The sequence below is a fragment of the Variovorax sp. LG9.2 genome (assembly GCF_035018885.1).
Classification (GTDB): domain Bacteria; phylum Pseudomonadota; class Gammaproteobacteria; order Burkholderiales; family Burkholderiaceae_C; genus Variovorax.
The window spans coordinates 1-25,169 of record NZ_JASJXB010000028.1; the positions used below are offsets into that span (position 1 = coordinate 1).

At 65.4% G+C, this 25,169-nt stretch carries 26 protein-coding genes; 11 read left to right on the forward strand and 15 right to left on the reverse strand.

Annotated features, from left to right (window positions below):
• Window positions 1–6: 6 nt before the first annotated feature.
• The 3 genes from QN413_RS21440 (at window position 7) to QN413_RS21450 (ending at window position 1,092) form a co-directional block, all read left to right on the forward strand.
• Window positions 7–117: a hypothetical protein gene (locus QN413_RS21440; RefSeq protein ID WP_323498677.1), complete on the forward strand. Its 111-nt coding sequence runs from the start codon at window positions 7–9 to the stop codon at window positions 115–117.
• 164 nt (window positions 118–281) lie between these two features.
• Window positions 282–566: a hypothetical protein gene (locus QN413_RS21445; protein WP_323498612.1), complete on the forward strand. Its 285-nt coding sequence runs from the start codon at window positions 282–284 to the stop codon at window positions 564–566.
• Window positions 567–684: 118 nt separating this feature from the next.
• Window positions 685–1,092 carry a hypothetical protein gene (locus QN413_RS21450; protein ID WP_323498613.1) on the forward strand — a complete coding sequence of 136 codons (408 nt, stop codon included), beginning with the start codon at window positions 685–687 and terminating at the stop codon, window positions 1,090–1,092.
• A gap of 75 nt (window positions 1,093–1,167) precedes the next feature.
• Here QN413_RS21450 and QN413_RS21455 read toward each other — a convergent pair whose 3' ends face one another.
• On the reverse strand, window positions 1,168–1,974 hold the full coding sequence (locus tag QN413_RS21455) for a UPF0149 family protein (RefSeq protein WP_323498614.1): 807 nt from the start codon (window positions 1,972–1,974) through the stop codon (window positions 1,168–1,170).
• 63 nt (window positions 1,975–2,037) lie between these two features.
• On the opposite strand from QN413_RS21455, the gene QN413_RS21460 reads away from it, so the two are divergent.
• Both QN413_RS21460 and QN413_RS21465 read left to right on the forward strand, forming a co-directional pair.
• Window positions 2,038–3,774: an FMN-binding glutamate synthase family protein gene (locus QN413_RS21460; protein WP_323498678.1), complete on the forward strand. Its 1,737-nt coding sequence runs from the start codon at window positions 2,038–2,040 to the stop codon at window positions 3,772–3,774.
• Entirely contained in the window at window positions 3,771–4,685 is a 915-nt protein-coding gene (locus QN413_RS21465; RefSeq protein WP_323498615.1) for a hypothetical protein, read from the forward strand. Before QN413_RS21460 ends, QN413_RS21465 begins: the two co-directional genes overlap by 4 nt.
• A gap of 5 nt (window positions 4,686–4,690) precedes the next feature.
• Here QN413_RS21465 and QN413_RS21470 read toward each other — a convergent pair whose 3' ends face one another.
• Window positions 4,691–5,605 carry a LysR family transcriptional regulator gene (locus QN413_RS21470; protein ID WP_323498616.1) on the reverse strand — a complete coding sequence of 305 codons (915 nt, stop codon included), beginning with the start codon at window positions 5,603–5,605 and terminating at the stop codon, window positions 4,691–4,693.
• A 101-nt stretch (window positions 5,606–5,706) separates the two neighbouring features.
• Here QN413_RS21470 and QN413_RS21475 point away from each other — a divergent pair, with 101 nt between their 5' ends.
• The 3 genes from QN413_RS21475 to QN413_RS21485 all read left to right on the forward strand — a co-directional run bounded on the left by QN413_RS21475 (window position 5,707) and on the right by QN413_RS21485 (window position 8,514).
• A complete protein-coding gene (locus tag QN413_RS21475) occupies window positions 5,707–7,104 on the forward strand; it encodes an acyclic terpene utilization AtuA family protein (protein WP_323498617.1) in 1,398 nt (465 codons plus the stop codon).
• Window positions 7,101–7,478 (forward strand): hypothetical protein, encoded by a 378-nt coding sequence (locus QN413_RS21480; protein WP_323498618.1) that lies wholly within the window; start codon window positions 7,101–7,103, stop codon window positions 7,476–7,478. The genes QN413_RS21475 and QN413_RS21480 overlap by 4 nt, the downstream gene beginning before the upstream one ends.
• 73 nt (window positions 7,479–7,551) lie before the next feature.
• A complete protein-coding gene (locus tag QN413_RS21485; protein ID WP_409051327.1) occupies window positions 7,552–8,514 on the forward strand; it encodes a Bug family tripartite tricarboxylate transporter substrate binding protein in 963 nt (320 codons plus the stop codon).
• An 80-nt stretch (window positions 8,515–8,594) separates the two neighbouring features.
• Here the strand turns inward: QN413_RS21485 and QN413_RS21490 are convergent, their stop codons facing one another.
• Window positions 8,595–8,999, reverse strand: a complete 405-nt coding sequence (locus tag QN413_RS21490) for a PIN domain-containing protein (RefSeq protein WP_323498619.1) — start codon at window positions 8,997–8,999, stop codon at window positions 8,595–8,597.
• Window positions 9,000–9,056: 57 nt separating this feature from the next.
• On the opposite strand from QN413_RS21490, the gene QN413_RS21495 reads away from it, so the two are divergent.
• Window positions 9,057–9,596 carry a cysteine hydrolase family protein gene (locus tag QN413_RS21495; RefSeq protein WP_323498620.1) on the forward strand — a complete coding sequence of 180 codons (540 nt, stop codon included), beginning with the start codon at window positions 9,057–9,059 and terminating at the stop codon, window positions 9,594–9,596.
• A gap of 24 nt (window positions 9,597–9,620) precedes the next feature.
• Here QN413_RS21495 and QN413_RS21500 read toward each other — a convergent pair whose 3' ends face one another.
• Window positions 9,621–10,910, reverse strand: a complete 1,290-nt coding sequence (locus QN413_RS21500; RefSeq protein ID WP_323498621.1) for a THUMP domain-containing class I SAM-dependent RNA methyltransferase — start codon at window positions 10,908–10,910, stop codon at window positions 9,621–9,623.
• Between the two features lie 24 nt (window positions 10,911–10,934).
• Between QN413_RS21500 and QN413_RS21505 the strand changes: the two genes are divergently transcribed.
• Complete coding sequence (locus QN413_RS21505) at window positions 10,935–12,725, forward strand: hybrid sensor histidine kinase/response regulator (protein ID WP_323498622.1); 1,791 nt, start codon at window positions 10,935–10,937, stop codon at window positions 12,723–12,725.
• 9 nt (window positions 12,726–12,734) lie between these two features.
• Here QN413_RS21505 and QN413_RS21510 read toward each other — a convergent pair whose 3' ends face one another.
• The 6 genes from QN413_RS21510 to argS all read right to left on the reverse strand — a co-directional run bounded on the left by QN413_RS21510 (window position 12,735) and on the right by argS (window position 19,362).
• Entirely contained in the window at window positions 12,735–14,348 is a 1,614-nt protein-coding gene (locus tag QN413_RS21510) for an RNA polymerase factor sigma-54 (protein WP_323498623.1), read from the reverse strand.
• A gap of 133 nt (window positions 14,349–14,481) precedes the next feature.
• Window positions 14,482–15,261, reverse strand: a complete 780-nt coding sequence (gene lptB, locus QN413_RS21515) for an LPS export ABC transporter ATP-binding protein (RefSeq protein ID WP_416352219.1) — start codon at window positions 15,259–15,261, stop codon at window positions 14,482–14,484.
• Window positions 15,261–16,007, reverse strand: a complete 747-nt coding sequence (lptA, locus tag QN413_RS21520; protein ID WP_323498625.1) for a lipopolysaccharide transport periplasmic protein LptA — start codon at window positions 16,005–16,007, stop codon at window positions 15,261–15,263. Before lptA ends, lptB begins: the two co-directional genes overlap by 1 nt.
• A 100-nt stretch (window positions 16,008–16,107) precedes the next feature.
• Window positions 16,108–16,749, reverse strand: coding sequence for a thiol:disulfide interchange protein DsbA/DsbL (locus QN413_RS21525; protein ID WP_323498626.1), 642 nt, complete (start codon window positions 16,747–16,749; stop codon window positions 16,108–16,110).
• 163 nt (window positions 16,750–16,912) lie between these two features.
• Complete coding sequence (locus tag QN413_RS21530) at window positions 16,913–17,662, reverse strand: SPOR domain-containing protein (protein ID WP_323498627.1); 750 nt, start codon at window positions 17,660–17,662, stop codon at window positions 16,913–16,915.
• 14 nt (window positions 17,663–17,676) lie between these two features.
• Window positions 17,677–19,362 (reverse strand): arginine--tRNA ligase, encoded by a 1,686-nt coding sequence (argS, locus tag QN413_RS21535; RefSeq protein WP_323498628.1) that lies wholly within the window; start codon window positions 19,360–19,362, stop codon window positions 17,677–17,679.
• Window positions 19,363–19,489: 127 nt separating this feature from the next.
• Here argS and QN413_RS21540 point away from each other — a divergent pair, with 127 nt between their 5' ends.
• Window positions 19,490–19,765: a hypothetical protein gene (locus QN413_RS21540; RefSeq protein WP_323498630.1), complete on the forward strand. Its 276-nt coding sequence runs from the start codon at window positions 19,490–19,492 to the stop codon at window positions 19,763–19,765.
• A gap of 67 nt (window positions 19,766–19,832) precedes the next feature.
• On the opposite strand, the gene QN413_RS21545 is transcribed toward QN413_RS21540, so the two are convergent.
• From QN413_RS21545 to QN413_RS21565, 5 genes are all read right to left on the reverse strand, one after another.
• Window positions 19,833–21,881, reverse strand: coding sequence for a fused MFS/spermidine synthase (locus QN413_RS21545; protein ID WP_323498631.1), 2,049 nt, complete (start codon window positions 21,879–21,881; stop codon window positions 19,833–19,835).
• Between the two features lie 7 nt (window positions 21,882–21,888).
• Window positions 21,889–22,341 (reverse strand): DUF2214 family protein, encoded by a 453-nt coding sequence (locus QN413_RS21550; RefSeq protein ID WP_323498632.1) that lies wholly within the window; start codon window positions 22,339–22,341, stop codon window positions 21,889–21,891.
• 48 nt (window positions 22,342–22,389) lie between these two features.
• Entirely contained in the window at window positions 22,390–23,163 is a 774-nt protein-coding gene (locus QN413_RS21555; RefSeq protein WP_323498633.1) for a glycosyltransferase family 2 protein, read from the reverse strand.
• A 64-nt stretch (window positions 23,164–23,227) separates the two neighbouring features.
• The gene (locus tag QN413_RS21560; RefSeq protein ID WP_323498634.1) at window positions 23,228–24,154 is read right to left on the reverse strand and encodes a LysR family transcriptional regulator; all 927 of its coding nucleotides are present in this window, start codon (window positions 24,152–24,154) and stop codon (window positions 23,228–23,230) included.
• A gap of 13 nt (window positions 24,155–24,167) precedes the next feature.
• Window positions 24,168–25,163 carry a tripartite tricarboxylate transporter substrate binding protein gene (locus QN413_RS21565; RefSeq protein ID WP_323498636.1) on the reverse strand — a complete coding sequence of 332 codons (996 nt, stop codon included), beginning with the start codon at window positions 25,161–25,163 and terminating at the stop codon, window positions 24,168–24,170.
• Window positions 25,164–25,169 lie beyond the last annotated feature (6 nt).

Sequence of the window (25,169 nt, forward strand, 5' to 3'; positions counted from 1 at the left end):
TTCAATCTGCGCGTCCGTCACAACCCGCTCAGAGCGAGCGTTGAGATCTATAGGCAGCGCATAGAAGCCAAGCGCTTCGCCGAGCGCTGGCCTTTGCTTTCGATCAGCATGGGCTAAGGGCAGAATTCGGGCTAGGAGCGGACGTTCGTACCGACCGCTCAGTGCGGCGCATCGAAGGTATGCCGCACCTATAAGTTCTGAGAATCCGTTGTGAACAGCGTCCGAGACTAGCTTTGCGACTGTGACGATTCTTTTGCCGGCCGTGAGGAAGTGCCGTGTCCATGCAAGGGATCACCGGCACACTCGAAAAAAAAAGGGAGGTCGCGATGTCCGCATCGATAGGGTCGGTTTTGCTCATGTTGGGCATGGCGGTTGCTTTTGGCGCTCAGATTGGAATCTGTATGCACGCCTTCGCGGGCAATCCTGGTCTCGGCGTGCGTTGTCTGATCGTGCCGTTCTACGCGTATGTCTACGCACGGCGTCATCCCGTTAGCGTTTGGCTGCTGCGCGCTTGGTACGCAGGAATGGTCTGCTTCGCTATAGGAGCGATCATTGCTTCCGCATAGTTCCCGCATAGCAGTTCCTAAGTACAAGTAGCGACTTTCCATGCAACCGCGAAGTTCAAGGTGGCTTAGTCTTCTTTCGGGCCAAAACCGGTCAGTCGATGCCGTCGATTTAAACTACATGAAACGTTTTTTGAGGTTCGCTCGCATCTCCGCTGCAATCGCCGGCGGCGTCATCGTTGTATTTCTAGTCAAGCCGATTGCGGCGCTGATATCTGGTGAGTTCACCGGTGGCGTGCCTCCCGCGACTGCGGGACGGACGGTGTACGAAATCAGCGCGAACGTCGTTGCGCTGCTTATGTTGGGCTTCCTCTTCGGCGTACTTCACGGATGGACCTTCGGTCTTACATCTCTCCGCCAGACAGCAATCGCAGCTACCGTTCCGGTGTTTCTCCTATGGGTTTTTTTAACCATTGCGACATGGTTCGTTGCTGCTCCCGCCGTTATCGCTGTTGTGCTCTTCGGTTTCGCGGTATTGGTGGGCGCGCGATTCGGCGCAGGACTCCCTGGAGCTTGCAGCCTTTCCTAGACGCCTGAGCCAGTTTGAGTGACCGCTTCGGGCCCATACCTGCCGGTCGTAGAGCGACGACTTAGCCGTTCGCCCTCACCCCCCATGGCACTTCTTGAACTTCTTCCCACTCCCGCAAGGACACAAATCATTGCGCCCCGGTGTCGCTTCCTTCCGAATCGTCTCGACCTTCGGCCCCATGCTCTTCCATAGCTGACGCAGGTCGTACACGGCCCAGATGGCTTCGCCGAAGTCGTCGAGCCGTTGCTGGCTCACGCTCGGCGGGCCGTCTTCGCTGAACATCGACAACGTCGGTTTGGCGGTGTCGTCTTCGGTCAGGGCAACGATGCTGTCGAGCGCTTCGTCGAGCATTTGCGCGGCCTCTTTGTCGCGCGGCGCGGCCCAGTCTTCTGGCCAGTTTTCGACCGCGTACATGAAGCCCAGCGCCCACACTTGCGCGAACGAGGGGATCTCTTCGCCCTCGATGTCGGTGCGTTCGTCTTCGGGCAACGACGCGATGGCGCCGCGGGTGTCGAGCACTTCTGGTTGCCAGGTGCGCTCGTCATCGAGCGACTGCACATCGGCATCGAGGCCCTGCTCGATCTCGCGCCAGCGGCGCTTCCAGCGCCAGACGAATTCCATGTGCTGCGCCGCGACGAAGCCGTCGCCCAGCAGCACCGGCCAATATTCTTCGGTCGGCACCGGGCGGCGCGAGCACACGAGCGCGGCCATGAAGCCTTCGCAGAATTCCCACTGAGGGATTTCTTCGTCGGTCTCGCGCATGGCGTCGAGGTCGCCGTCGAGCGCATCGAAGTCGTCGGGGCCGAGCGGTGCGGGGTCGGCGGTGGGTAGTGCAGCGGCTTGGGTTGCAGGGTCGTTGTCAGGAGCGGAAGGAGTCGTCATATTGCGTCTGTTTGAGCCCTCTATGATGCAGCAGGCAGGCCGCCGGGCACTGGAGAACACACCATCGCGACACCGATCAACACACCTTTTCCCACCCGCTACATTGCGTTCGCGCTGTGCGTGGTCGGCTTGATCGCAAGCCTGGCGACGGTCCTGTTGTGGCCTTGGCTCTGGCGCGGCTGGGTCGGCGTCGGGGCCTTCGCGGTGCTGAGCGGCACTGGCGTGCACGACCTGCGGCAGACGCGGCATGCCATCCTGCGCAACTACCCGGTTATCGGGCACTTGCGCTTTTTACTGGAGTACATCCGACCCGAGATGCGCCAGTACTTCATCGAGAGCGATGCCGAAGCCGCGCCGTTCTCGCGCGCGCAACGCTCGCTGGTTTACCAGCGCGCCAAGGGCGAGCCCGACAACCGGCCTTTCGGTACGCAGCTCGACGTGACCATCGCCGGCTACGAGTGGATCAACCACTCGATGGTGCCGACCAAGCTCGCGAACCACGACTTTCGCATCGTCATCGGCGCCGACTGCGCGCAGCCTTACGACGCCAGCGTGTTCAACATTTCGGCGATGAGCTTCGGTGCGCTGTCGGCCAACGCGATCCTCGCGCTCAACAAGGGCGCCAAGGCCGGCAACTTCGCGCACGACACGGGTGAAGGCTCGATCTCGCAACACCATCGCGTGCATGGCGGCGACCTGATCTGGGAGATCGGCTCGGGCTACTTCGGCTGCCGCAACGACGACGGCAGCTTCAGCGAAGAACGCTTCATCGCCAATGCGCGTGACCCGCAGGTGAAGATGATCGAAATCAAGCTGAGCCAGGGCGCCAAGCCCGGCCACGGCGGCGTGCTGCCCGGCCCCAAGGTCACGGCCGAGATCTCGGCGGCGCGCGGCGTGCCGATCGGTGTGGACTGCATCTCGCCATCGTCGCACCGCGCCTTCGCCACGCCCGTCGAGATGATGAATTTCGTCGCCCGGCTGCGTGAGCTGTCGGGCGGCAAGCCGACCGGCTTCAAGTTCTGCCTGGGCCATCCATGGGAATGGTTTGCCATCGTCAAGGCGATGCAGCAGACCGGCATCACGCCCGATTTCATCGTCGTCGATGGCGCCGAGGGCGGCACCGGGGCGGCACCGGTCGAGTTCAGCGACCACGTCGGCGCGCCGCTGCAGGAAGGCCTGCTGCTGGTGCACAACACGTTGATCGGCGTCGGCTTGCGCAGCCGCATCAAGATCGGTTGTGCGGGCAAGGTGATCACCGCCTTCGACCTCGCGCGGATGATGGCGCTGGGCGCCGACTGGTGCAACGCGGGGCGCGGTTTCATGATGGCGCTCGGCTGCATCCAGGCGCAGACCTGCCACACCGGCAACTGCCCGACCGGCGTCACCACGCAGGACCCGTTGCGCCAGCAGGCGCTGGTCGTACCGACCAAAGCCGCCCGCGTGCAGAACTTTCATCGCAGCACGCTGCACGCACTGCAGGAGCTGGTGCAGGCCGCGGGGCTCGACCATCCGCAACAGATCACCGCGCACCACATCGTGCGGCGCATTTCCGACACCGAGGTGCGACTGTTGAGCAACCTCGTGATGCAGGTGCAGGCCGGTGCGCTGCTCGGGCCACTCGATGCGCAGCACAACGTGTTTCGCACGTACTGGCCGTTGGCGAACTCGGCCAGTTTTCAGCCGCTGCTGCCGGCGCTGCAGGCCGATGCGCAGAAGCAGCGTGAGGCTGCGGACGTGCAAGCAAGAACACAAACGCAGGCCGAAGGGCAGGCGCCGCAAGAGGTCGCGCTCAGCGCATGAACCCTCCCAAACGCAGCGGCTCCACGCGCATCCAGATGCGCAAAGGCGTGGCCTCGGGGCCTGCGCCACTCGACGCGCTTCCGCGCGCACCTGCACCGGGCGACTACGCCGAGTTCCTTCGCATCACACTGCGGCAGCAACCGAAGAACGTCGTCAGTCACCGGCTCGGCGCCGAGCGCGTGTGGCTCAAGAAGGCCGGTGCGCGGCACGGCAAGCTGCGCTATCACCTGCTCGCGGTCGTTGCCGGCCTGCTGCGGCTCGACGTGCTCAAGCCCGTGCCCAACCCCGGCGGCGAGGCGGCCATCGCCATCGAAGGTCGACGCCTGCGTGAGCTCGGCGCAGCGGGTTTGCGCGTGCCGGCCGTGCTGGCGCAGCAACCCGACGGCTTGCTGATGTCGGACCTCGGCGAGAGTGGTCGCAGCACCGTCGTGCTGCAGGAAAAGCTCGATCACGCAGCCGCCGCCGGCCCCGCCGCGCTGCTTGCCGTGTGGCGCGAAGGGCTCGACGCCATCGCCATCGTGCACGCGCGTGGCAAGTACCTGAGCCAGGCCTTCGACCGCAACCTTGTGCAGTGCCCCGACGGCGTCATCGGCTACATCGACTTCGAAGACGATCCGGGCGAAACGCTGCCGTTAGCTGAATGCCAGACGCGCGACTGGCTGAGCTACCTGCATTCGACCGCGATGTTGGTGCGCGCGGCGTCGCCGCAGGCCGCGGCCGATCACTGGCACGCGGTGCTGAAGGCGGCCGACATCGAGGTACGCGCGCGGTTGCGGCTGGCAGCGCAGCGAATGCGCTGGTTGCGGCATCTGCCGGCGGGTCGGCGCTGGGGGCGGGATACGCAGCGGGTGCGGGCTGTTGCGCGGTTGCTGTCGCGCTGGCATGGCAAGGGCGTTGCCTTGTCGGATTGACGCGATCAATCGAGCTTCATCGACCCCAGCCGCTTCACGATGAGGTCGTGCAGCGCCTGCGCCGCCATCGACAAGCTGCCCTCACGACGCTGCACCAGATAGACATTGCGCGTCAGGGACGCCACCGGAAACGGCCGCGTCACCAGTGTCTTCCGCCCGAAATGGAACAGCGTGAGAGCAGGCACGACGCTGATGCCGAGCCCCGCTTCGACCAATCCCATCACTGTCGCCAGATGCTCGACCTCGAACACGGCATTGAGTCGCAGCGGATGCAGCGCGGCATCGAGCGACTGGCGCACGCTGCTGTGGCGCGCCATCTGGATGAACGGCCACGGCGCGATCTTCCTGGCCGTGAGTCGCGGCTCCTGCGCCAGGGGATGGTCGGCGCGGCAAACCAGATGAAAGCGATCGGAGCAAAGCTTGCGGCTGCGCAGGTCGCTCGCCGAGGCCGAACCGGCGCCGGATGCAGCCAGTGCGAAGTCGACCCGACCGCTGCGAAGCAATGCCACGCACGCATCCGACAGCGCGTCGTGCAGATCGAGCGTGATGCCGGGCCAGGCTTGCATGAATTCCGCGAACACCGCGGGCAGCCAGCCAGCGGCCAGCGATGGCAAAGCCGCGACGCTGATCCGCCCCGTGCGCAGTGCGACGTGGTTCGCGAGATCTCCGATGGCGCCACCCATGTCGTCGAGCAGGCGCCGCGCAGGACCCTCGAACAATCGGCCCTCGGGCGTGAGCTGCACGTTGCGTGTGTCGCGGTCGAACAGGCGCGCGCCGACCGACGCTTCCAGCGTGCGGATGAGCGCGCTGAAGGCAGGCTGCGACAGATGGCAGGTCTGCGCAGCCCGCGTGAAGTTGCGTTGATCGGCCAGCGCAAGAAAGGCGCGCAGCTGGCGTGAAGACAGGTCGGGGGTTCTCATCTGCAGTCCACTCTACGACCTCGTTCTGTGATTTGAAATTCGGATCAATTTATTCGGATTTTTGATTTTACGGATGATGCTGCGGTGCCTACATTAGGACCATGCCGTTGCCTGTCACGCCCAGCCCACCCCCATTGCTCGTCGGTTGTGCCGCCGGTTTTTCCGGCGATCGCACCGACGCTGCGGGCCCGGTGGTCGACACGCTGATCGCTCGGCTCGCCAGCGGACCGGCCGGCCAACGCGCCTTCCTGATCTTTGAAACGCTGGCCGAACGCACGCTTGCGCTCGCGCAGTTACGTCGCCGTGCCGATCCGGATTCAGGCTACGAGCCGCTGCTGGATGCCATGCTGCGTCCCGTGCTGGCGCGCTGCCTGGCGCACGGCATCCGCATCGTGAGCAACTTCGGCGCGGCCAATCCGCGCGCGGCGGCACGGCACATCGCGCGCATGGCGGTCGAGCTGCAGCAGCCCCCGCCGTGCATTGCCGTGGTCGAGGGCGACGATCTGTCTTCGCCGGAACAACGCGCGCTGCTGCGAGAACAACTGGGCGCGCAGCTCGACGGCTTGCGCATCGTCAGCGCCAACGCATACATCGGCGCGGAACCGATTGCGGCCGCACTCGATGCCGGCGCGCAGATCGTGGTCTGCGGCCGCGTGGCAGACCCATCGCTCACGGTCGGCCCGGCGATGTCGCACTTCGGCTGGCGCGCCGACGACTGGACCGTGCTCGGCCGCGCGACGATGGCCGGCCACTTGCTCGAATGCGGCGCGCAGGTGTGCGGCGGCTACTTCGCCGACCCCGGCTTCAAGGATGTTCCGGGCCTGGCGAACGTCGGCTTTCCGATTGCCGAAATCGAAAACGACGGTCGCTGCACCATCGGCAAGGCCGACAACTCCGGCGGCCTCGTGACCGAGGCGACGGTCAAGGAACAACTGCTGTACGAGGTGCACGAGCCGGCGGCCTATCTGACCCCCGACGTGGTGGCGGATATCGCCGACGCGGAAGTTGAACTGCTGGGCGCCGACCGCGTGCGACTGTCGGGCGTGCGCGGCCATGCGCGTCCGACGCACTACAAGGTCAACGTGTGCCACGAAGGCGGTTGGCTTGCCGAAGGCGAGATCTCGTACGCCGGCCCGCGCGCCGAGGCCCGTGCACGCTTGGCAGCCGATGTGCTGCGCAGCCGATTGGTCGGGCTTAGCTTGCGCGTCGACCTGATCGGTTCGCTCAGCATCTTCGGCGACGACGCCGGCCGGGCGCTCGCCGAGTTGCCCGACGCCGGCCACCGCGATGTCCGCCTGCGCGTCGCCGCCACGCATGCCGATCGCGCCGAGGCCGAGCGGCTCGGCCGCGAAGTGACCGCCCTCTACACCTGCGGCCCGGCCGGCGGCGGCGGCGTCCGCACCACGCTCACGCCGCGCCTCAGCACCCTCTCCTGCCTGCTGCCGCGCGAGGCGGTGCCGGTGCGCTTCGAGATCGTCAGCGGTGGGGACTTGCCATGAACACGACCGTCATGGGCACCCATGCTTTTCCGCTGTATCGCCTGGCGCACGGGCGCACCGGCGACAAGGGCGACCGCTCCAACATCAGCGTCATCGCATGGCATCCCGAGCTGTTCGACTTGCTCGTCGCGCAAGTCACATCGGACGCGGTGGCCGCGCAGTTTCACCATCGCGCGCCGAGCCGCGTACAACGCTTCGTGCTTCCCAAATTGCACGCGATGAACTTCGTGCTCGACGGCGTGCTCGACGGCGGCGTCAACGATGCGCTGAACCTCGACACGCACGGCAAGGCACTGTCGTTTCTGTTGCTCGCACTGCCGGTCGACGTGCCCGATCACCTGCACCATCTGCTCGCCGGTCCATCCGAAGACTGACGCGAGTTTTCATCCTCACCACATCAGGAGACATCCCTTGAAATCGTTCCGTCCACTCCCTTCCTTTGCTTCGATGGCGGTCGTTGCCGTGGCCGCCACGCTGGCACTCTCGCTGGCGCCGATGCTGGCCCAGGCGCAGACCTTCCCGGAAAAATCGATCACCTTCGTCGTGCCCTTCGCGGCCGGCACCGCGACTGACCAGATCGCCCGCGCGCTCGGCAACGCCGTCACGGCCGAGACGAAACAGCCGGTGGTCATCGACAACAAGGCCGGCGCAAGCGGCTTCATCGCGTCGCAGAACGTCGCCAAGGCTCCAGCCGACGGCTACACCGTGCTCATCACCACCAACACCACGCACGCGGCCAACGAACATCTGTACAAGAAACTGCCGTACGACCCGGTGAAGGATTTCGCGCCTATCACCGCGCTCGGCAAGGGCGGCCAGATCATGGTCGTCGCGCCCGATTTCCCTGCGAAGACAGTGGCCGAGTTCATCGCTCTCGCAAAAAAAGATCCGGGCAAGTACAGCTTCGGCAGCGGCAGTTCGTCGAGCCGCATGGCGGGCGAGTTGCTGCAGCAGATGGCCGGCATCAAGCTGCTGCATGTGCCCTACAAAAGCAACACGCTCGCGGTGACCGATCTGCTCGGCAACCAGATCAACATGATGATTACCGACACCGCCACGGGCCTGCCGCAAGTCAAAGCCGGCAAGCTGCGTGCATTGGGCATGTCGAGCGCCCAACGCTCGCCGCTCGCACCCGATGTCCCGACGATTGCCGAAGCCGGCGTCAAGGGCTACCAGATGGGTTACTGGTTCGCGGCCTACGCACCGGCCGCGACGCCGCCCGCCGTCGTCAAGCGCCTGAACGAGCTGCTGGTCAAAGCCGCGAAGAGCGACGCAGCACGCACCAGCTTTTACGCGACCACCGGCACCGAGGTCTTCACGACCACGCCCGACGAGTTGGCGAAGTTCCAGGCCGCTGAATCGCAGAAGTGGGGCAGCATCGTGAAGGCGGCCGGGATCGAAGCGGAATAGGGTCGCGGCGCATGCAATCGGGGGGATGACTGCAATGAAGCTCGGGTGAGCCAGGAGACAAGGCCTGCTGGGCGTCCCGCTCAGGGTTCCATCTCGACACCCAGCGCCGCCAGCCGCTTGCGCAAGGCGCGCACCGCGCCATCCTTGCTCAGCAGCATCGCACCGTGCGCGACGGCCAGGTCGATGAATATCTGGTCCTCGGGGTCCTTGCAGGTCAGGCCTGCTTTTTCTGCCGGGGGCACGGTTCGCGTGAGGCGGTCGAAGGCGGCGATGACGTCGCCAGCACTCATTTCATAAAAAGCAAGCCGCGGCACGATCTTCGGATAGCCCAGCACGCGCACGAGTTCGACGCGCATGGCCTCCGTCGCGATCCAGGTTCGTGCCCCGGCTTCTAGCTCGGCGCGCAAGGGTTGCACGGCCACGTCGTTGAACACGAAGATGTCGAGAACGATGTTGGTGTCGAGAACGATGGGCGCCGAAATCATCGGGGAAGTCTAGGCGCCGCCACACGGCTGCAAAAGACCTGACCGACAATCCCTTTCATGAATACCGCATTGCTCGTGATCGACGTCCAACAAGGCCTGTGCGAGGGCGAGCATGCTCCCTTCGAATCGCCGCAAGTCATCGACCGGATCAACCGGGTTTCGGACAAGGCGCGCGCCGCCGGCGCCTTCGTGATCTTCGTGCAGCACGAGTCCGGCTCGGGCTACCTCGAACACGGCACTCCCGCCTGGCAACTGGCCGATGGACTCACCGTAGCGCCGACCGACCTGCGCATTCGAAAGACGTCCGCGGACTCGTTCCACAAGACCGATCTGCAAGCTGTCTTGAAGGCGCACGACGTCGAAGACCTCATCGTTTGCGGCATGCACACCGAGTTTTGCGTCGACACGACCATCCGGCGCGCGCTGGCCTTGGGCTACCCGGTGGTGCTGGTGTCCGACGCACACACGACCGAAGGCAATGCCGGCCTGTCGCCGCAACAAGTCATCCGGCACCACAACGACACCCTCACCAACATCAGCAGCTTCGGGCCGCTCGTGACAGCAGTGTCGACGGACGATTTACGCATCGGCACCTGACGCGTTCCGGTGCCTCGAGGCGGCTCAGGTCACCGGCACTTTCGGCGTGCGCGCCGAGCCCTTGACCATGTCGAACTTGAACAGCCGGCACTCGATCGGCCCGTTCCACATCGGCACGCGGCGCGACTCTTTGAGGCGCATGCGCTTGGGCAACTGCAGGTCGGGCGTGAGCACCCAGCCGGTCCAGCCGGCGTAGTTCTTTTTCCAGTGGCTGGCGAGCTGCGGGAAGAAGTCGCCGCTGGCATCGCCGCCTTCGGTCTGCGCCGACTCGCGTGCGCCGAACCGCGCGGTGTTGGCTGCGCTGTCCGCGCCTGCGATGCCACCGACTTCGATGCGCTCGCCATATGGAGGATTCACGACCATGACGCCTCCAGTGGTGCCAACGTCAACTGGCGGCATGCGCTGCAACGCGTCACCGCCACGGAACTCGATGCGGTCGGCCACGCCAGCGCGCTCGGCATTGCGCTCGGCAAAATCGACCATGCGGTGCGCCACGTCGGAGCCGAAGATGTTGGCCGGCCCCGGCTCGTGCGAAGCGCCGGCCTCTTCGGCCGCAGCCTTGATCGCCGCCCACACGTGCGGCTGAAACGCCAGCAATTTCTCGAAGCCGAACGACCGCAACCAGCCCGCCGGAATGCCCGACTGGATCTGCGCCGCCTCGATGGCGATCGTGCCGCTGCCGCAGCAGGGGTCGTACAAGGGTTGGGCTGCGACCTCGCCCGTTTCGGGGTTCCACCAGCCGCTGGCGGCCAGCATGGCCGCGGCCAGCGTTTCCTTCAGCGGCGCATCTCCGGTGTCTTGTCGCCAGCCGCGCTTGAAGAGCGGCTCGCCGCTGGTGTCGATGTAGAGCGTGCAGTCGTCGGTAGTCAGATGCGCGAAGACGCGGCAGTCGGGCCACTGCGTTTCGATGCTCGGCCGCACGCCGCCGGCTTTGGCGCGAAAGCGGTCGGCGATCGCGTCCTTGATGCGCAGCGTCGCGAAGTTCAGGCTCTGCAGCGGGCTGTGCTGCGCAGTGGTCTCGATCTTGAAAGTCTGCTTCGGCGTGAACCAGATCTCCCACGCCACGCCACTGGCAATGGCGTAGAGATCGTTCTCGCTGCGGTACGGCGCATGCGCCAATTCGATGAGCACGCGTTGCGCCAAGCGGCTGTGCAGGTTGAGCTTGAGGGCGTCGCGCCACTCGGCCCGGACCCGCACGCCGCCGCGCAGTGTCAGCAGGTCTTGGCCGACACGGCCGGTCAGCGCATGGACTTCCTGCGCCAGGAGTTCCTCGACGCCGGCGGCGCAAGGCAAAAAGAGAGAGAGATCGTTCACCCGCCCACTATAGTGGCCGTGCTCATGAGTTCCCCGTCCGCCCCCGCGTCGCCCTCATCACAGGCCGCTCCGTCGCCGGCCGTGCGCTTTGCAGTGCAGTGCGAAGTGCTGCGCCTAAGCGCCCAGCCCACCGGACCGATGCTGGCCGTGCAGTTCCTGCTGGACTGCGGCGTTGCAGCCCTCTTCGCCTGGCAGTATTCGGTATCGCACGCGCTTATCTGGATCACCATGATCGCCGCCAGCACCGCATGGCGCGGCTTTTTTCCGCAAGTGCTGCCCAGCTCGCTGACGCCCGAGAACCTGCAGCCTGCGCTCCGCCTGCACACCTTTCGCATCGCAGTACACGAGGCCGCGCACGGTGCGGCAGGCGTACTGTTGTTCAGTCCGACCGACCCGGTGGTGCAACTGCTGCTGGCCGTCGTCATCATGGCGATGACGCTGTCGTCGGCGTTCTCGGTGTCGTATCACACGCCCGCGATGCAACTGGCGATCTCGCTGCTGCTGGTGCCGATGATCGTGATGAGCCTCACCTACGGCCAGCCGGTGATGGTGACGGCGGCGGTCCTCGGCATCGGCCTGCTTGCGATGGTGTGGAAGCTGGTGTCGGAGCGCTCGCGCCAGCTCGAAGAAAACATCAGCCTGCGCCACAACGAGAGCGCGCTGCGCGTGCAGGCGCTGGCTGGCCTGCGCGCGTCGGAACAGGCGCAGGCCGAGCGTCTCCGGTTCTTTTCAGCCGCCAACCACGACCTGCGGCAGCCGGTGATGGCGATGGGCCTGCAGGCCGAAGTGCTGCGGCAGCAACTGCGCGCCGGCGAAAGCGCCGCCGTGGTGCAAGGCTCCGTCGATGCGCTGTCACGGGCACAGCAGGCGCTCGAAGGCTTGACCAACCAGCTGCTCGAAATCGGTCGCATCGAGGCCGCTGCCGACCCGTTCACGTTGACCGCGGTCGCCCTCGCACCGCTGCTGAACGAGTTCGCACGGCAGGCAGGCAGCGGCCGGGTGCGGGTGCGTTGCCCGGCCGAAGCCATCGTGTGGACCGACACGGTGGCGCTGCGCCGCATCGTCGCCAATCTGGTCGACAACGCTGTCAAGTTCGCACCCAATGGCCGCGTGTTGCTGGCCTGTCGGCGCCGGCCGGACGGCTGGCGCATCGAGGTGCGCGACAGCGGCATCGGCATCGCTTGCGAAGCGCAGGAGCGGGTGTTCGGCGACTTCGAGCAGGTCGGGAACGTGGAGCGCAATCTACAGCGTGGGCACGGGCTGGGGCTGGCCATCGTGCGGCGCCTGGCGATGCGGCTGGGGGTCCAGATCACGCTGCGGTCGCTGCCGGGACGCGGCTCGGTGTTCGGCTTCACGCTGCCATCGGCCCCTCGCGATGCGCACCCCGACCGCACGGCACGCGCCGCGACCGCGGCGGCGACCAGCACCGCTGCGCTCGACGCCATGCCGCTGGCGCCCGGCTTGGCGGTGCTGGTGGTCGAAGACAACGCTGTGGTGGCCGACAGCCTCGCGGCCCTGCTGCGCCAATGGCAGGCGCTGCCACGCATCTACGAGAGCGCGGCCGAGGCGCTGGCGCTCGCCGACCTGCAGGCCATCGACGTCGCGCTGTGCGATATCCGCTTGCCGGGCAAGCTCGACGGTATCGACCTGGCGCGACGCCTGCAACTGCAAAAGCCGTCGCTCACGATCGCGCTGATCTCGGCCGATATCGATGAAGCGACGCTGCACCTGGCCCGCGAGCGTGGCTGGCATGCGTTGCGCAAGCCGGTGCAGCCGGCGGAGCTGCGCGGGATTTTGTTGCAGGCGCGGCGGTAAACCGACGCCTTACAGCGCCTTGCGCAGATTCGCCGGTGCGATGCGCAGCGCTTCGCGGTACTTGGCGACGGTGCGCCGCGCACATTCGATCCCCTGCTCTTTCAGCATGTCGGAAATCTGGCTGTCCGACAGCGGCTTCTTGATGCTCTCGGCGCTCACGAGTTGCTTGATGAGCGCTCGCACTGCCGTGCTGGATGCATTGCCGCCGGTTTCGGTTCCGAGCGCCGAACCGAAGAAGTACTTGAGCTCGACCGTGCCGTAAGGCGTCGACATGTACTTGGCCGTGGTCACGCGGCTGATGGTCGACTCGTGCAAGCCCAGCTCGTCGGCGATCTCACGCAGCACCAACGGGCGCATGGCGAGTTCTCCGTGCACGAAAAAGCTCTTCTGCCGCTCGACGATGGCGTTGCTCACCCGCAGGATGGTGTCGAAGCGTTGCTGGATGTTCTTGATGAACCAGCGCGCCTCCTGCAGCCGCTGCGACAGCGCCTGGCTGCCCTCGCCCTTGTGCGCCTTGAGCGCGCCGGCGTAGATGTCGTGCACGCGCAGACGCGGCATCACGTCGGGGTTGAGCATCACGCGGAACTTGAGCGTTGCGCCACGACCGGTGCGGGTGACGATCACGTCGGGCACCACGATGTTGCGCTCGACATCGACGAAGCGGCGGCCCGGCTTGGGCTCCAGCTTGGCGATCGCCTGCAGCGCGCTGCGCACTTCTTCTTCGTTGCTGCGTGTGAGCGTGGCCAGACGTTTGAAGTCGCGCCGCGCGAGCAGCTCCATCGGCTGCTTGCAGATCAGGATCGCAGTCTTGCGGATCTGCTTTTCTTCGGCCGTCTCGTTCTCATGGGCGAGCGCCTTCAGCTGGATTGCCAGGCATTCGCCGAGATCGCGTGCGCCGACGCCGACCGGCTCCAGGCTTTGCAGCAGGCCGAGCGCCACCTGGAAGTGGTGGACGAGACCGTCGAACTGGTCGTTGTCATCGCCCGCGAGGCCCGATGCCAGCGCTGGCAACGAGTCTTCGAGATAGCCATCGTCATTCAACGATTCGATCAAAAAACGCAGTGCGGCCTGGTCGTTTTCGTTCAGCCGCAGGCTCAGTGCCTGTCGGTGCAGGAAGGATTGCAGCGACTCCTGGCTGCGCGCGAGCTCGGTGGCGTCGGTGCGCTCGCTGCCGTCGTTCGGGCCGAGGTTGTTGCTGCTGGCTGGCGCCTCGCCGCCCCATTCCCCATCGTCCGGCGTCATCTCGACCGTGCCGTCGCCGCCCCAGTCGGGCTCCTGGTCGGACATCTCGGCGGCCGGCGCTTCGGTCTCGCTGGCGGTGGTCGCGGTGCTGGCGCCGTCGGCACTGGTCGCGAGCGCGCTGGGCGCGAACTCGCCGTCGCTCTCGCTCTGGCGGTCGCTGTCGTGCTCTTCGCGCGGCGCTGGCGCGTCGGACACGTCGATGCCGAACTCTTCGCGTGCGGCTTCTTCGGCCGTGCGCTCCAGGAACGGGTTGTCGTCGAGCATCTGCTCGACTTCCTGGCTCAACTCGAGCGTGGACAACTGCAAAAGCCGGATCGACTGCTGCAGCTGTGGCGTGAGCGCCAAATGCTGCGAGACACGAAGAGAAAGACCTTGCTTCACGGACAGCCTGCCAGACACACTCTGTTCAAGAAACACCGCAGAACCGGCTTTGCCGGGCTGTTGGTGTTGCCCCCGGTCAGGGGGTGGAAGAAGCGACACGCAGTGCGCGACGACCTGGGGGCGAGCAACAAGTTCACATCCGGAAGTGTTCGCCGAGGTAGACGCGTCGTACCTCGGCGTTGTCGACGATCTCCGAAGGCGTGCCCTGTGCCAGCACTTGCCCGTCGCTGATGATGAAAGCGTGATCGCAGATGCCCAGCGTTTCACGCACGTTGTGGTCGGTGATCAGCACGCCGATGCCGCGCTCTTTGAGAAAACTGATGATTCGCTGGATTTCGATAACGGCAATCGGGTCGATGCCGGCGAAGGGTTCATCCAGCAGGATGAAGCGCGGCTGCGTGGCGAGCGCACGGGCGATTTCGACCCGCCGCCGCTCGCCGCCCGACAGCGACAACGCCGGCGAGTTGCGCAAATGTTCGACGCGCAGGTCGTTCAGCAGCTCGCTCAGCCGCTCTTCCATCCGTGCCTTCGATATCGGGACCGCCCTGCCGGACTCGTCGGTGTCTAGCTGCAGCTCGAGCACGGCCCGCACGTTCTCTTCGACCGTGAGCTTGCGGAAAATCGACGCCTCCTGCGGCAGGTAGCTCAGACCCATGCGCGCGCGCTTGTGGATCGGCATGTGCGCGATCGGCTCGCCGTCGATGGTGATCTCGCCCGCGTCGGCGCGAACCAGCCCGACGATCATGTAGAACGAGGTCGTTTTTCCGGCGCCGTTCGGGCCGAGCAGCCCGACCACCTCGCCCTTTTGCACGCCGAGCGACACATCCTTGACGACCGTTCGGCTGCCATAGGTCTTTTTGAGGCCGCGCGCTTCGAGGCGGCTGCCGACGTCGATCGTGTCTGCGTTTTCGATCACTTGCGCGGTTCTCCGCCGAGCGTGGTGCTCTGGCGCAGGCCGGAGCCTGCAGCGGGGGTGGCGGGCACCGTCGTGGCCGGCGCGGCACTGGAACCCGAGCCCGGACCGGACGCAGGCGGAGCCGCTTTGGCGCCACCGGCTGCCGACGCCGGAGCGCGCGGCGTGAGCACCGCCCTGACGCGACCACCCGAAGCACCGGCCGCGACGCTGGCGTCCGGCGGCAAGGTAGAACCGTTGACCGTGAAGGTGTCGTTGCTCTGGTCGTAGACGATCAGCGGGCCGGTGGTTTCGTCGTTGACCTTGGTGCCGATCAGCCGCCGCATCACGGCATGGCCGATGAACTTGACGTTGTCGGCGCGGCTGTCGTATTCGATGCGATCAGCTTCACCCTCTGTCCACTCGTCGCCCGGGGCGTCGCGTTTCTGCTTGTAGTAAGCCAGCTTGCCCGGCTCGGGCGTGACCACGCCGTATTGGTAGCCCTCGGGGTCCTGGCGCACGTCGATGCGGGCGCCGCGAATCACGATCGTGCCCTTGGTGACGAACACCTTGCCGGTGAAAACGCTGGTTTGCTTCAGGTCGTCGTAACGCAGCGCGTCCGACTCGATGTTCATCGGCTTCAGTCGGTCGGCCTTTTCGGCATGCGCCGGCAGGCCGGTGCCGAGTGCCAAGGCGAGCAATGCACCAAAGGTGATCGCGAAAGCAGAACGAAAGGAGCGAAGGGGGGATTTTGAGCGCAGGGTCATAGAGGCACGAAACTTGCTGCGCATTGTATGCGGCCAACTGACACGACCTTGACGAAAAAGCCCGCCGAAGCGGGCTTCTCAAAAAACGCGTGTGACAGCTTCAACCTTTGCGCGCTTCGGTGATCAGGTAATTGGCGACCTGCAGCGACTTGGTCATGTTGCCGGCGAGCTCGCCGTCGACGTAAAATCGCCCTGCCACGCCAAGAGCAGGCACACCGGCCACCTTGTACTGCTCGGTGATTTGCGTCGCCCGCTTGGCCTTGCTCACTACGCCGAACGAGGTGAACGCCTCCGTGAACTTGACTTTGTCGAGGCCGTTCTTTTCGGCCCACGCAATGATGGCCGCGTCGCCGTTCACGTTCTGGCGTTGGGTGTGGATCGCATTGAAGACCTTCATCGTGTATTCGTCGAGCTTGCCCATGGCATCGAGCGCGTAATACAGGCGCTGCTTAGGCTCGACGTCGTTGCCGACGAACGGCACGGGAACGCGACGGAACGCGGCGTCTTTCGGCAACGTTTTGACCCAGGCTTCGAGCTCGGGCTCGAACGCATTGCAATGCGGACAGTTGTAAGAAAAGAACTCGATGACCTCCACCTTGCCGGCCGGCGCATCGACCGGGACGCGGGGGCTCAAGTCGATGTAGTCCTTGCCGGCCTTGGGCTGAACCTGGGCATGCGAGAGAGAAGCGGCGGACATCAACCCGAGGGATGTGGCGGCCAGAGAAAAGTCACGACGGTTCATGTGTTTCATCAAAGAGGTGCTCCTGTTCGGCTGAAAGAGCCAGAAGTGCCGCGCGGAGTTCCGCGCCCGGTTGATTCAACGCGGCAGAGACGCAGTGCGTCACGCCGCGGCGAGTAAAGAAAAGTCAACGTTCCAAAACTCAACGCTCCACGGCGGACCGCACTCAGCGCTGCACCCGCACCAGTGCGGAATCGAAGCCGCCGCCATCGAGGCGATCTTTCAAGTGGTCGGCATCGTCCTTCTTGTTGAAGGGGCCGGCGCGCACGCGGTACACGGTGCGACCGGCTTGTTCGCGCTCGGTGACTTTGGCCTCGACACCCATCAGCGACAACTTGGCGCGCTGCGCTTCGGCGTCGTCGGTGGTGCGGAAGGCGCCGGCCTGCACGAAGTAGAGGAATGGGTCTGCGCCACTGGCGTTGGCAGCAGCAGTCGAAGGCGCCGCGCTGGCAATGGTGCCGCCGGCGGTCGGGTTGTTGCCGGATCTTGAGCGAGCCAAGTCGCCCAACGGATCGCTCGACGGCGGCAGTGCGTTGGCTTCGGCCGGCACCGGCGCTGTGCGCGGGCGCGGCGCAGCCGGGGTCGTGGACGCACCGGGCGCGACCACTACCGGAACCGGGCCGGTCGAAGGCGCATTGAGCGGGCCGACGGTCGCAGGTGCGGTCACCGAAGGCGGCTGCGGCTTGACGGCACCGGCCTTGCCTGCGAGTGGGCCGTTCGGGTCCCAGTCGCGGTTCTTGCGGGCTTCGGCTTCGTCCTGCTCGGCACCGCCGCGCTGGTTCTTGCTCATGAACGGGATCGGCACCTTGGTCACGTAGACCGCGATGCCCAGCGCCACGCCGAGCCCGAGCACCAGGCCGATGATCAGCCCGATGACGATGTTGCCGCGCTGAACTGAGCGTGTACTTGATTTCATTTTGAGGTTCGGAATCACATCTTGCGTGGCGCACTGACGCCAAGAATTGCGAGGCCATTGTGCAGCACCTGCGCAGTGGCGGCGACCAGCGCCAAACGGGCTTTCTTGACGGCTTCGTCGTCGACCAGAATGCGCTCGGCGTCGTAGTAGCTGTGGTAGCTCGCGGCCAGTTCGCGCAGGTAGAAAGTGACGTCGTGCGGCGCGAAATCCTTGGCAGCGGCGCTCAGCATGTCGGGGTACTTGGCGAGCAGCAGCATCAGGGCCTGGGCCGCCGGGCTGTCGAGCGGTGACACGTCGACCGTCTTCAGCGAGGCCTCGTCACCACCCCATGAAGTCAGCACCGAGCAGATGCGCGCATGGGCGTACTGCACGTAGTACACCGGGTTGTCGTTGTTCTTGGCCACGGCCAGGTCGACATCGAAGGTGTACTCCGTATCCGGCTTGCGGCTCAGCAGGAAGAAGCGAACGGCGTCGGTGCTGGTCCACTCGATCAGATCGCGCAACGTCACATAGCTGCCGGCGCGCTTGCTGATCTTGACCTCTTCGCCGTCCTTGATGACACGCACCATGGTGTGCAGCACGTAGTCGGGGTAGCTCGGCGGGATGCCTTCACCAACGCCCTGCAGGCCGGCGCGAACCCGTGCGATCGTGCCGTGGTGATCGGTGCCCTGGATATTCACGACGGTGTGGAAGCCGCGCTCCCATTTGGCCAAGTGGTAGGCCACGTCGGGCACGAAGTACGTGTACGTACCGTCGCGCTTTTTCATGACGCGGTCCTTGTCGTCGCCGTAGTCGGTGGACTTCAGCCAGAGCGCGCCGTCTTCTTCGTAGGTCTTGCCGGCGGCGACCAGCTTTTGCACGGTCGACTCGACACGGCCGCTGGTGTACAGGCTCGACTCCAGGTAGTAGTTGTCGAAGCGCACCCGGAACGCCTGCAGGTCGAGGTCTTGCTCGTGCCGCAGATAGGCCACGGCGAACTCGCGGATCGAGTCGATATCGGCGATGTCGCCGCTGGCGGTGAACTCCCGGTCGTCCGACTTGACGGTCTTTTTCGCCCTGAAGTCGTAAGCGATGTCCGCAATGTATTCGCCGTTGTAGGCGGCGGCCTTTTCACCGCTCGGCCAGTCGGCGTCGCCAGGCTTCAGGCCCTTGGCGCGCATCTGCACGCTGCTGGCGAGCGTCTGGATCTGCACGCCGGCGTCGTTGTAATAGAACTCGCGGAACACGGCATCGCCCTGTGAGGCGCGCAGGTTGCAGATGGCATCGCCCAGCGCGGCTTGGCGGCCATGACCGACGTGCAGCGGACCGGTCGGGTTGGCGGAGACGAACTCGACCAGCACTTTCTCGCCGGTGGGGGCTCGCTGGCCGAAGGTGGCGCCCGCATCGAGCACCTCGCGCACGATCTGCTGCTTGGCAGCGGTCTTCAGGCGGATGTTGAGAAAGCCCGGGCCGGCGATTTCGATCGACTGCACCCATTGCTGGAAGGATTGCGTGGCGAGCAGCGCCGCGCTCACCTCCTCGGCCAGATCGCGAGGCTTGCGCCCGAGCGGCTTGGCGAGTTGCATCGCGGCCGTGCTGGCGAAGTCGCCGTGCGCCGCCACCTTGGGCGACTCGAACGCGGCTTTGGCGCCAGCGCCGGGCGAGAAAGTATCGAGTGTGTTCGCGAGCGCCGCGAGCAACTCCTGTTTGACCAATAGCATCGGCCAATTTTACCGGGCGTAACAGCGGGCTCCTTTCTTGCGTCATCCTGCAGGCACCTTGCCCCGTTAGCATCATTGGCCCCGGTCGGGGCTGCTGTCGTCACTCAACCTCCAGGACATCCACACCATGAAAAAGCTCCTTTCCCTGATCGCCCTCGGCGCGTGTCTCTCTTTCGGTGCAGCCCACGCCCAGAGCGCCTGCGAAACGAAGGCCATGGACAAGAACGGCAAGCCCCTCGCCGGCGCCGCCAAGACCAGCTTCGTGAAGAAGTGCGAGAAGGACACCATGTCCTCGGCAGCGCCCGCATGCGCGACGAAGGCCATGGACAAGAACGGCAAGGCGCTGGCCGGTGCCGCCAAGACCAGCTTCATGAAGAAGTGCGAAGCCGACGCCAAAGGCTGAGACGGCGCTGAGGCGACCTCAGCGTCGCACTCAAGAGCCCGCTGCACGCGGGCTTTTTTGCGACTGCTTACTTCAACACACCGAGCAGGTTGTTGAAGTCGTCGCTCCAGGGTTTCACGCCGGGCTTCAGCGTGATCGCCGCGCCGGCACGGCCGATCGCCGGACGCGCCAGCGTTTTCGCGTCGCGAGCGACAAGAACCCAGTCGGTGTTGCGCAGCGCACCGTTCTCCGGCTCGTCATGCACCAGCACCGCGTGCAGCCCACGCGACTCGGCGATGCGCGCCACCACCGGCGCCAGATCCAGGAAGCGATTGGTCACGTGGAAGGCGACGACGCCGTCGGGCTTCAGATGCCGCTCGTACACCGCCATCGCCTCTACGGTGATCAGGTGGATCGGCACCGAATCGCCGGAGAACGCGTCCACTGCGAGCACATCGAAGTTCTGCGGCGCCTCGCCCTCCAGCGCCAGCCGCGCATCGCCAAGCACACGCTCGATGCGCGCCGGGCTGTCTTTCAGAAAGCTGAATTCGCCATCGGCCAGCTCGAACACCTGCGGGTTGATTTCATACACGCGATAGGCGTCGCCAGTGCGCCCGTAGGTTGCGAGCGTGCCGGCACCCAGGCCGATGAGGCCGACCCGGCGCGGCGCATCGGGCGCCGACGCGATGGCGCGGCCGATGCCCGCCGATTCGCCGTAGTACGTGGTCGGCTCACGTCGGCGCGCTGCGGCCAGGAACTGCTCGCCGTGTTTGACCGAGCCGTGGTACATCTGCCGCACGTTGTAGTTCGGATCGTCCCGGCGCGTATCGAGCGTGATCAGCGTGCCGTAGAAGTTGCGCAGCAGGCCGCGCGCATCGGTCGTGTCGTCGCGAATCTGCACCGATAGAAACCATGCACAGCAGGCGGCGAGTGCGACGCCAGCGCCGCCCAGCCACCGGCGCTGGCCCGACCCGCGGCCCGCCAGCACCGCGCCGAGCAGCGCGGTCAGCACCAGCCCGATGCCGAGTTCGTAATACGCTGGCAGCACGTGCGGTGCGAGCAGACCGACCGTCACGCCACCGATGGCGCCGCCCAGCGATAGCATCAGATAAAAGCGCGTGAGATAGCTCGGCCCCGGCCGCATCCGCGCCATCTCGCCGTGCAGGAACATGCACAGCACGAAGAGCCCGGCGACGTAGATCGGCAAGGCGGTCTTGACGTCGGAGCCGACGCTGTCTTGCAGGCCGAATGCGCAGAGCAGCAGCATCGCCGCCGCGCCGGGTAAAAAAATGCCGCGCCGATACCAGCGATCGCTTTCGAAGCACAGCACGAAGGTCAACAAGTAGACCGACAGCGGAAGCACCCACAGGAACGGGATCGCCGCCACGTTCTGCGTGATGTGGTTGGTGATCGCGAGCAAGAGCCACGAGCCGAGGGCCGGCAGCGCGAGCCACAGGAGGTAGTCGACGGTGCGCGGCTTCACATCGGGTGCCGCAGAAACCGTGGCGACAGGCGCCAGATGCGGCGCACCGCTCGCCCAGCGCCGCGACACATAGATCGTCGTGCCCGCACACAGCGCGGCAAAGGCACCGAATCCCCACGACCAGCCATGCGCCTGCTGCACCAGCGAACTGTACGGCTCGATCAGCACCGGGTACGCCAGCAGCGACGCCAGCGACGCCAGGTTCGACAGAGAAAAGTAGCGATAGACCTGCGCACCCCAAGGCGTGCGCGCCACCCACGACTGCACCAGCGGCCCGGTTGTCGAGAGCAGAAAGTAAGGCAGACCGATGGTGCCGAGCAGCAAGCCGAGGATCCACAGCGTCGGGTCTTCGGAGCCGGTGGGCTTCCAGCGCGCGCTGGTGACGATCGGCAAAAACGCGAGGCTCACGAGCAGCAGTGCGACGTGCAATCGCGCCTGCGCTTTCACGCCCAAGCGCCGCGTAACCCAGTCGGAGTACGCGTAGCCGGCCAGCAGCACGACCTGGAAGAACACCATGCAGATCGACCACACGGCCGCTGAGCCACCGAACCACGGCAGGATCTGCTTGGCGATGAGCGGTTGAACCAGGAAGAGCAGGAAGGCACTGCTGAAAATCGTGCCCGCAAAAAGAAGCTGGATGCCGACCGGTCCCATGCAGCGCTTATTTGCCGAAGCCGCGCGCGAGGAACACGGCGACCAGCGGGATGAGTGCGATCAGGTGCGCTTGCATCATCACCAGGCGCCGCGTCTTCTTGATGTCGCCTTCAAATGGCAGCTTGCCGGTGGAGCGCAGCGTTTTGCGCCAGCGAAAGAAGGTCAGCGTCGGAAAGATCGACAGCACGCCGACGATGATGAAGAGCCCCAGCTTCACGTGCAGCAGCGGGTTGGTCCAGTACCAGGCCGTGCCTTTCACGCCCCACCAGGTTCGCGCGATGCCGGTGGCCAGCACCGCGATGGCCGCGATGCCGTAGATCATGTCGACCCTGGTCAGCCGCTCGACCACGGCCGCATTGAGCCACTGCACCCGGCACAGCGCGGCTTCGCTGGCGATGAAGACGACCATCGTCAGGATGGCCAGCAAATGCAGGTACGCGAGGATGGCTTCGAGGGTCATCGATTGCTCTCTAAAAATAGACGGCACCGCGTCTATTTTGCAACCGCTTCAGCGCATCCGGCGCAACGCGTAGCCAGGATCGGCGGCGAACTTCATCGCCCGCGCCACCTTGTTGAGCAGTCGGTCGGCCGGCCGCGGTTCACGCCCCATGACCGCCTTGAACATGCGCAGGTTGTCGGCTTCGTACAGCTTTTGCAGTCGCCCGCTGCCGGTGATGGAGCCGGGGTACATGCGAAACAGAGCGATGTCGTCTTCGATGCGAACGAACTTGGCGCCGGCCAGCGCCATGTCCAGGAAGAGTTCGGCATCCCACGAAGTGCGGTTGGCCTTCTTGAAGCCGCCGATCTTGCGGAAGATGCCCTGGCGGAAAAAGGTGCCCTGCTGGAACAGCGTGACGCCACCGTTGACGTAAAGCCAGGGCGTCAGGCGCGACGGCAGGATGCGCTTGCCGCGCTTGCCTTTTTCGTCGGAGAAATAGCCACAACCCATCACCAGATCGGCGTCGGGCTGGCGCTTGAATTCATCGGCCATGCGCTGAAGTGAATTGGGCAGCAGTTCGTCGTCGGCATTGATGAAGGCGAGCACTTCGCCAGTGGCATGGGCGAAGCCCTTGTTCAAACCATCCGACGGGCCATCGTCTTTTTCATAGACGCGGATGATCCTGTCGCCGTACGAATCGATGATGGCGCGGCTGTCGTCCTTGCTGCCGGGGTCGACCACGATGTATTCGAGGTCGGGGTAGTTCTGGTTCAGCACCGAGTCGATGCAGGCGCGCAGGTACTCGCCCTGGTTGAAGGAAATCGTGACGACTGAAATTTTCATGGCCGGATTGTGCAGTGCAGCGAGCGCTGTCGAACCCCAGACAAGACCTCGATTCGCCGCCCATTCAGCGAACTTCTCCCCAAAATTCCGGCCTGCCGTACTGCTGCTTCAAAAAATCCAGCCAGAGCCGCACCCGCAGTGGCAGGTGGCGCGCATGCGAAAACAGCGCGTAGATGCCATTGGCCGGCGCGGCGTATTCGTCGAGCAGCGGCACCAGCAGGCCGGCATCGATCTCCGCCTCGACCTCCCAAGTGCTGCGCCAGGCGATGCCGTGTCCGGCCAGGCACCAGTCGTGCAGCACCTGCCCGTCGGAACAATCGAGCGGGCCATGCGGCTTGAAATGGATCACCTCCAGCTTGCCGGCGGCATCGGGTGTGCGAAAGGCCCAGCCGCGGGTTTGCGAGGCGTCGCTCGACAGCGTGAGGCAGGCGAAGCGCGACAGCTCGCTCGGGTGCTGTGGCGCACCATGCCGCTGGATGAAAGCCGGCGTGGCCACGCAACGACGGCGGTTGTCGGCCAGCCGCAAGCTGACCAAGGACGAGTCCGGCATGTCGCCCACGCGCACTGCGCAGTCGAAGCCCTCGCCCGCCAGATCCACCACGCGGTCGCTCAGGTTGAGCGAGATCGTGACCTCGGGATGCAGCTCGCGAAAGCGCGGCACCAGCGGCGCGACATGTCGGCGCCCGAAGCCCGCCGGCGCGGTCATGCGCAAGTGGCCGCTGGCCTTGACGCCGCCGGCGCTCACGCTGGCTTCGGCGTTGGCCATGTCGATCAACAGGCGCTGGCAGTCTTCGAGAAAAGCGCTGCCCTCGTGCGTCAGCGTGAGGTGCCGCGTGGTGCGCACCAGCAGCTTGACGCCGAGCCGCTCCTCGAGTGCGTCGAGCCGTCGGCCCATGATGGCCGGCGCCACGCCCTCCGCCTTGGCCGCCGCCGTGAGGCTGCCGCGCGTGGCGATCGAGACGAAGGATTCGAGTTGTTTCAGGCGGTCCATGGCGCCTGATTATTCAATCTGGCTTGAGGCCACCGTCCCGCACGACTGCGCCCCACTTCGCGTACTCGGCTTTGACGTACTGGGCCGCGCTCTCGACGCTGCCGCCGACCGGTGTGCTGCCGACAGCCAGAAGCTGGGCGATCGCGGCCGGCTTTCCAAGCGCCTTGTCGACGGCGACGTTGAGCTTTTTGACCAGTTCGGGCGGTGTCCCGGCCGGGGCGACGATGGCCTTCCAGTCGACCGCCTCGAAGCCCTTGTAGGTTTCGCCGACGGTCGGTACATCGGGCAGCGTCGGCAGGCGTTTGGCGGAAGTCACAGCCAGCGCACGCAGCTTGCCGCCCTTGACCATCGCGAGCGCGCCTTCGGGCGTCGCGAACATGTAGTCGGTCTGGCCGCCGAGCAGATCGGTCAACGCCGGTGCGGCGCCCTTGTACGGGACGCTCAGCACTGTGAAGCCGGCCCGCTTGGCCAGCACCTCGCCGGCCATGTGGCCGAGGGTGCCGGTGCCGGCCAGCGCCTGCTTGATGTCGCCAGGCTTGGCCTTGGCGGCAGCCACGAGGTCTGCGAGCGACTGGTACGGCGCGTCTGTGCGCACGACCATGACGACCGGCTGCGACGCGACGATCGCCACCGTCACCACGTCTTTCAAGGCGTTGTAAGGCAAGTTGGAAAACAGCGTCGGATTGATCGCCAGGTTCGCGGTCTGACCCATGGCGATCGTGTAGCCGTCGGGCTTGGCCTTGGCCACGGCGTCGATGCCGATGGCGCCGTTGCCGCTGGGACGGTTCTCGATGACGAAGGTCCAGTGCGTGTCTTCGCTCACCTTCTGCGCGATCAGCCGCGTCACGACGTCGGTGCCGCCGCCCGGCGTGTACGGCACGATGAAGCGAATCGGTTTGTCGGGCCATGCGGCTTCTGTCCCAGCAGCCCCTGCAGGCAAGGTGGTCAAGGCGAGAACAACCGATGCGGATGCGCAGGCGAGCAGTGAGCGCCGTGAAGGGAATGTCATGGGTGA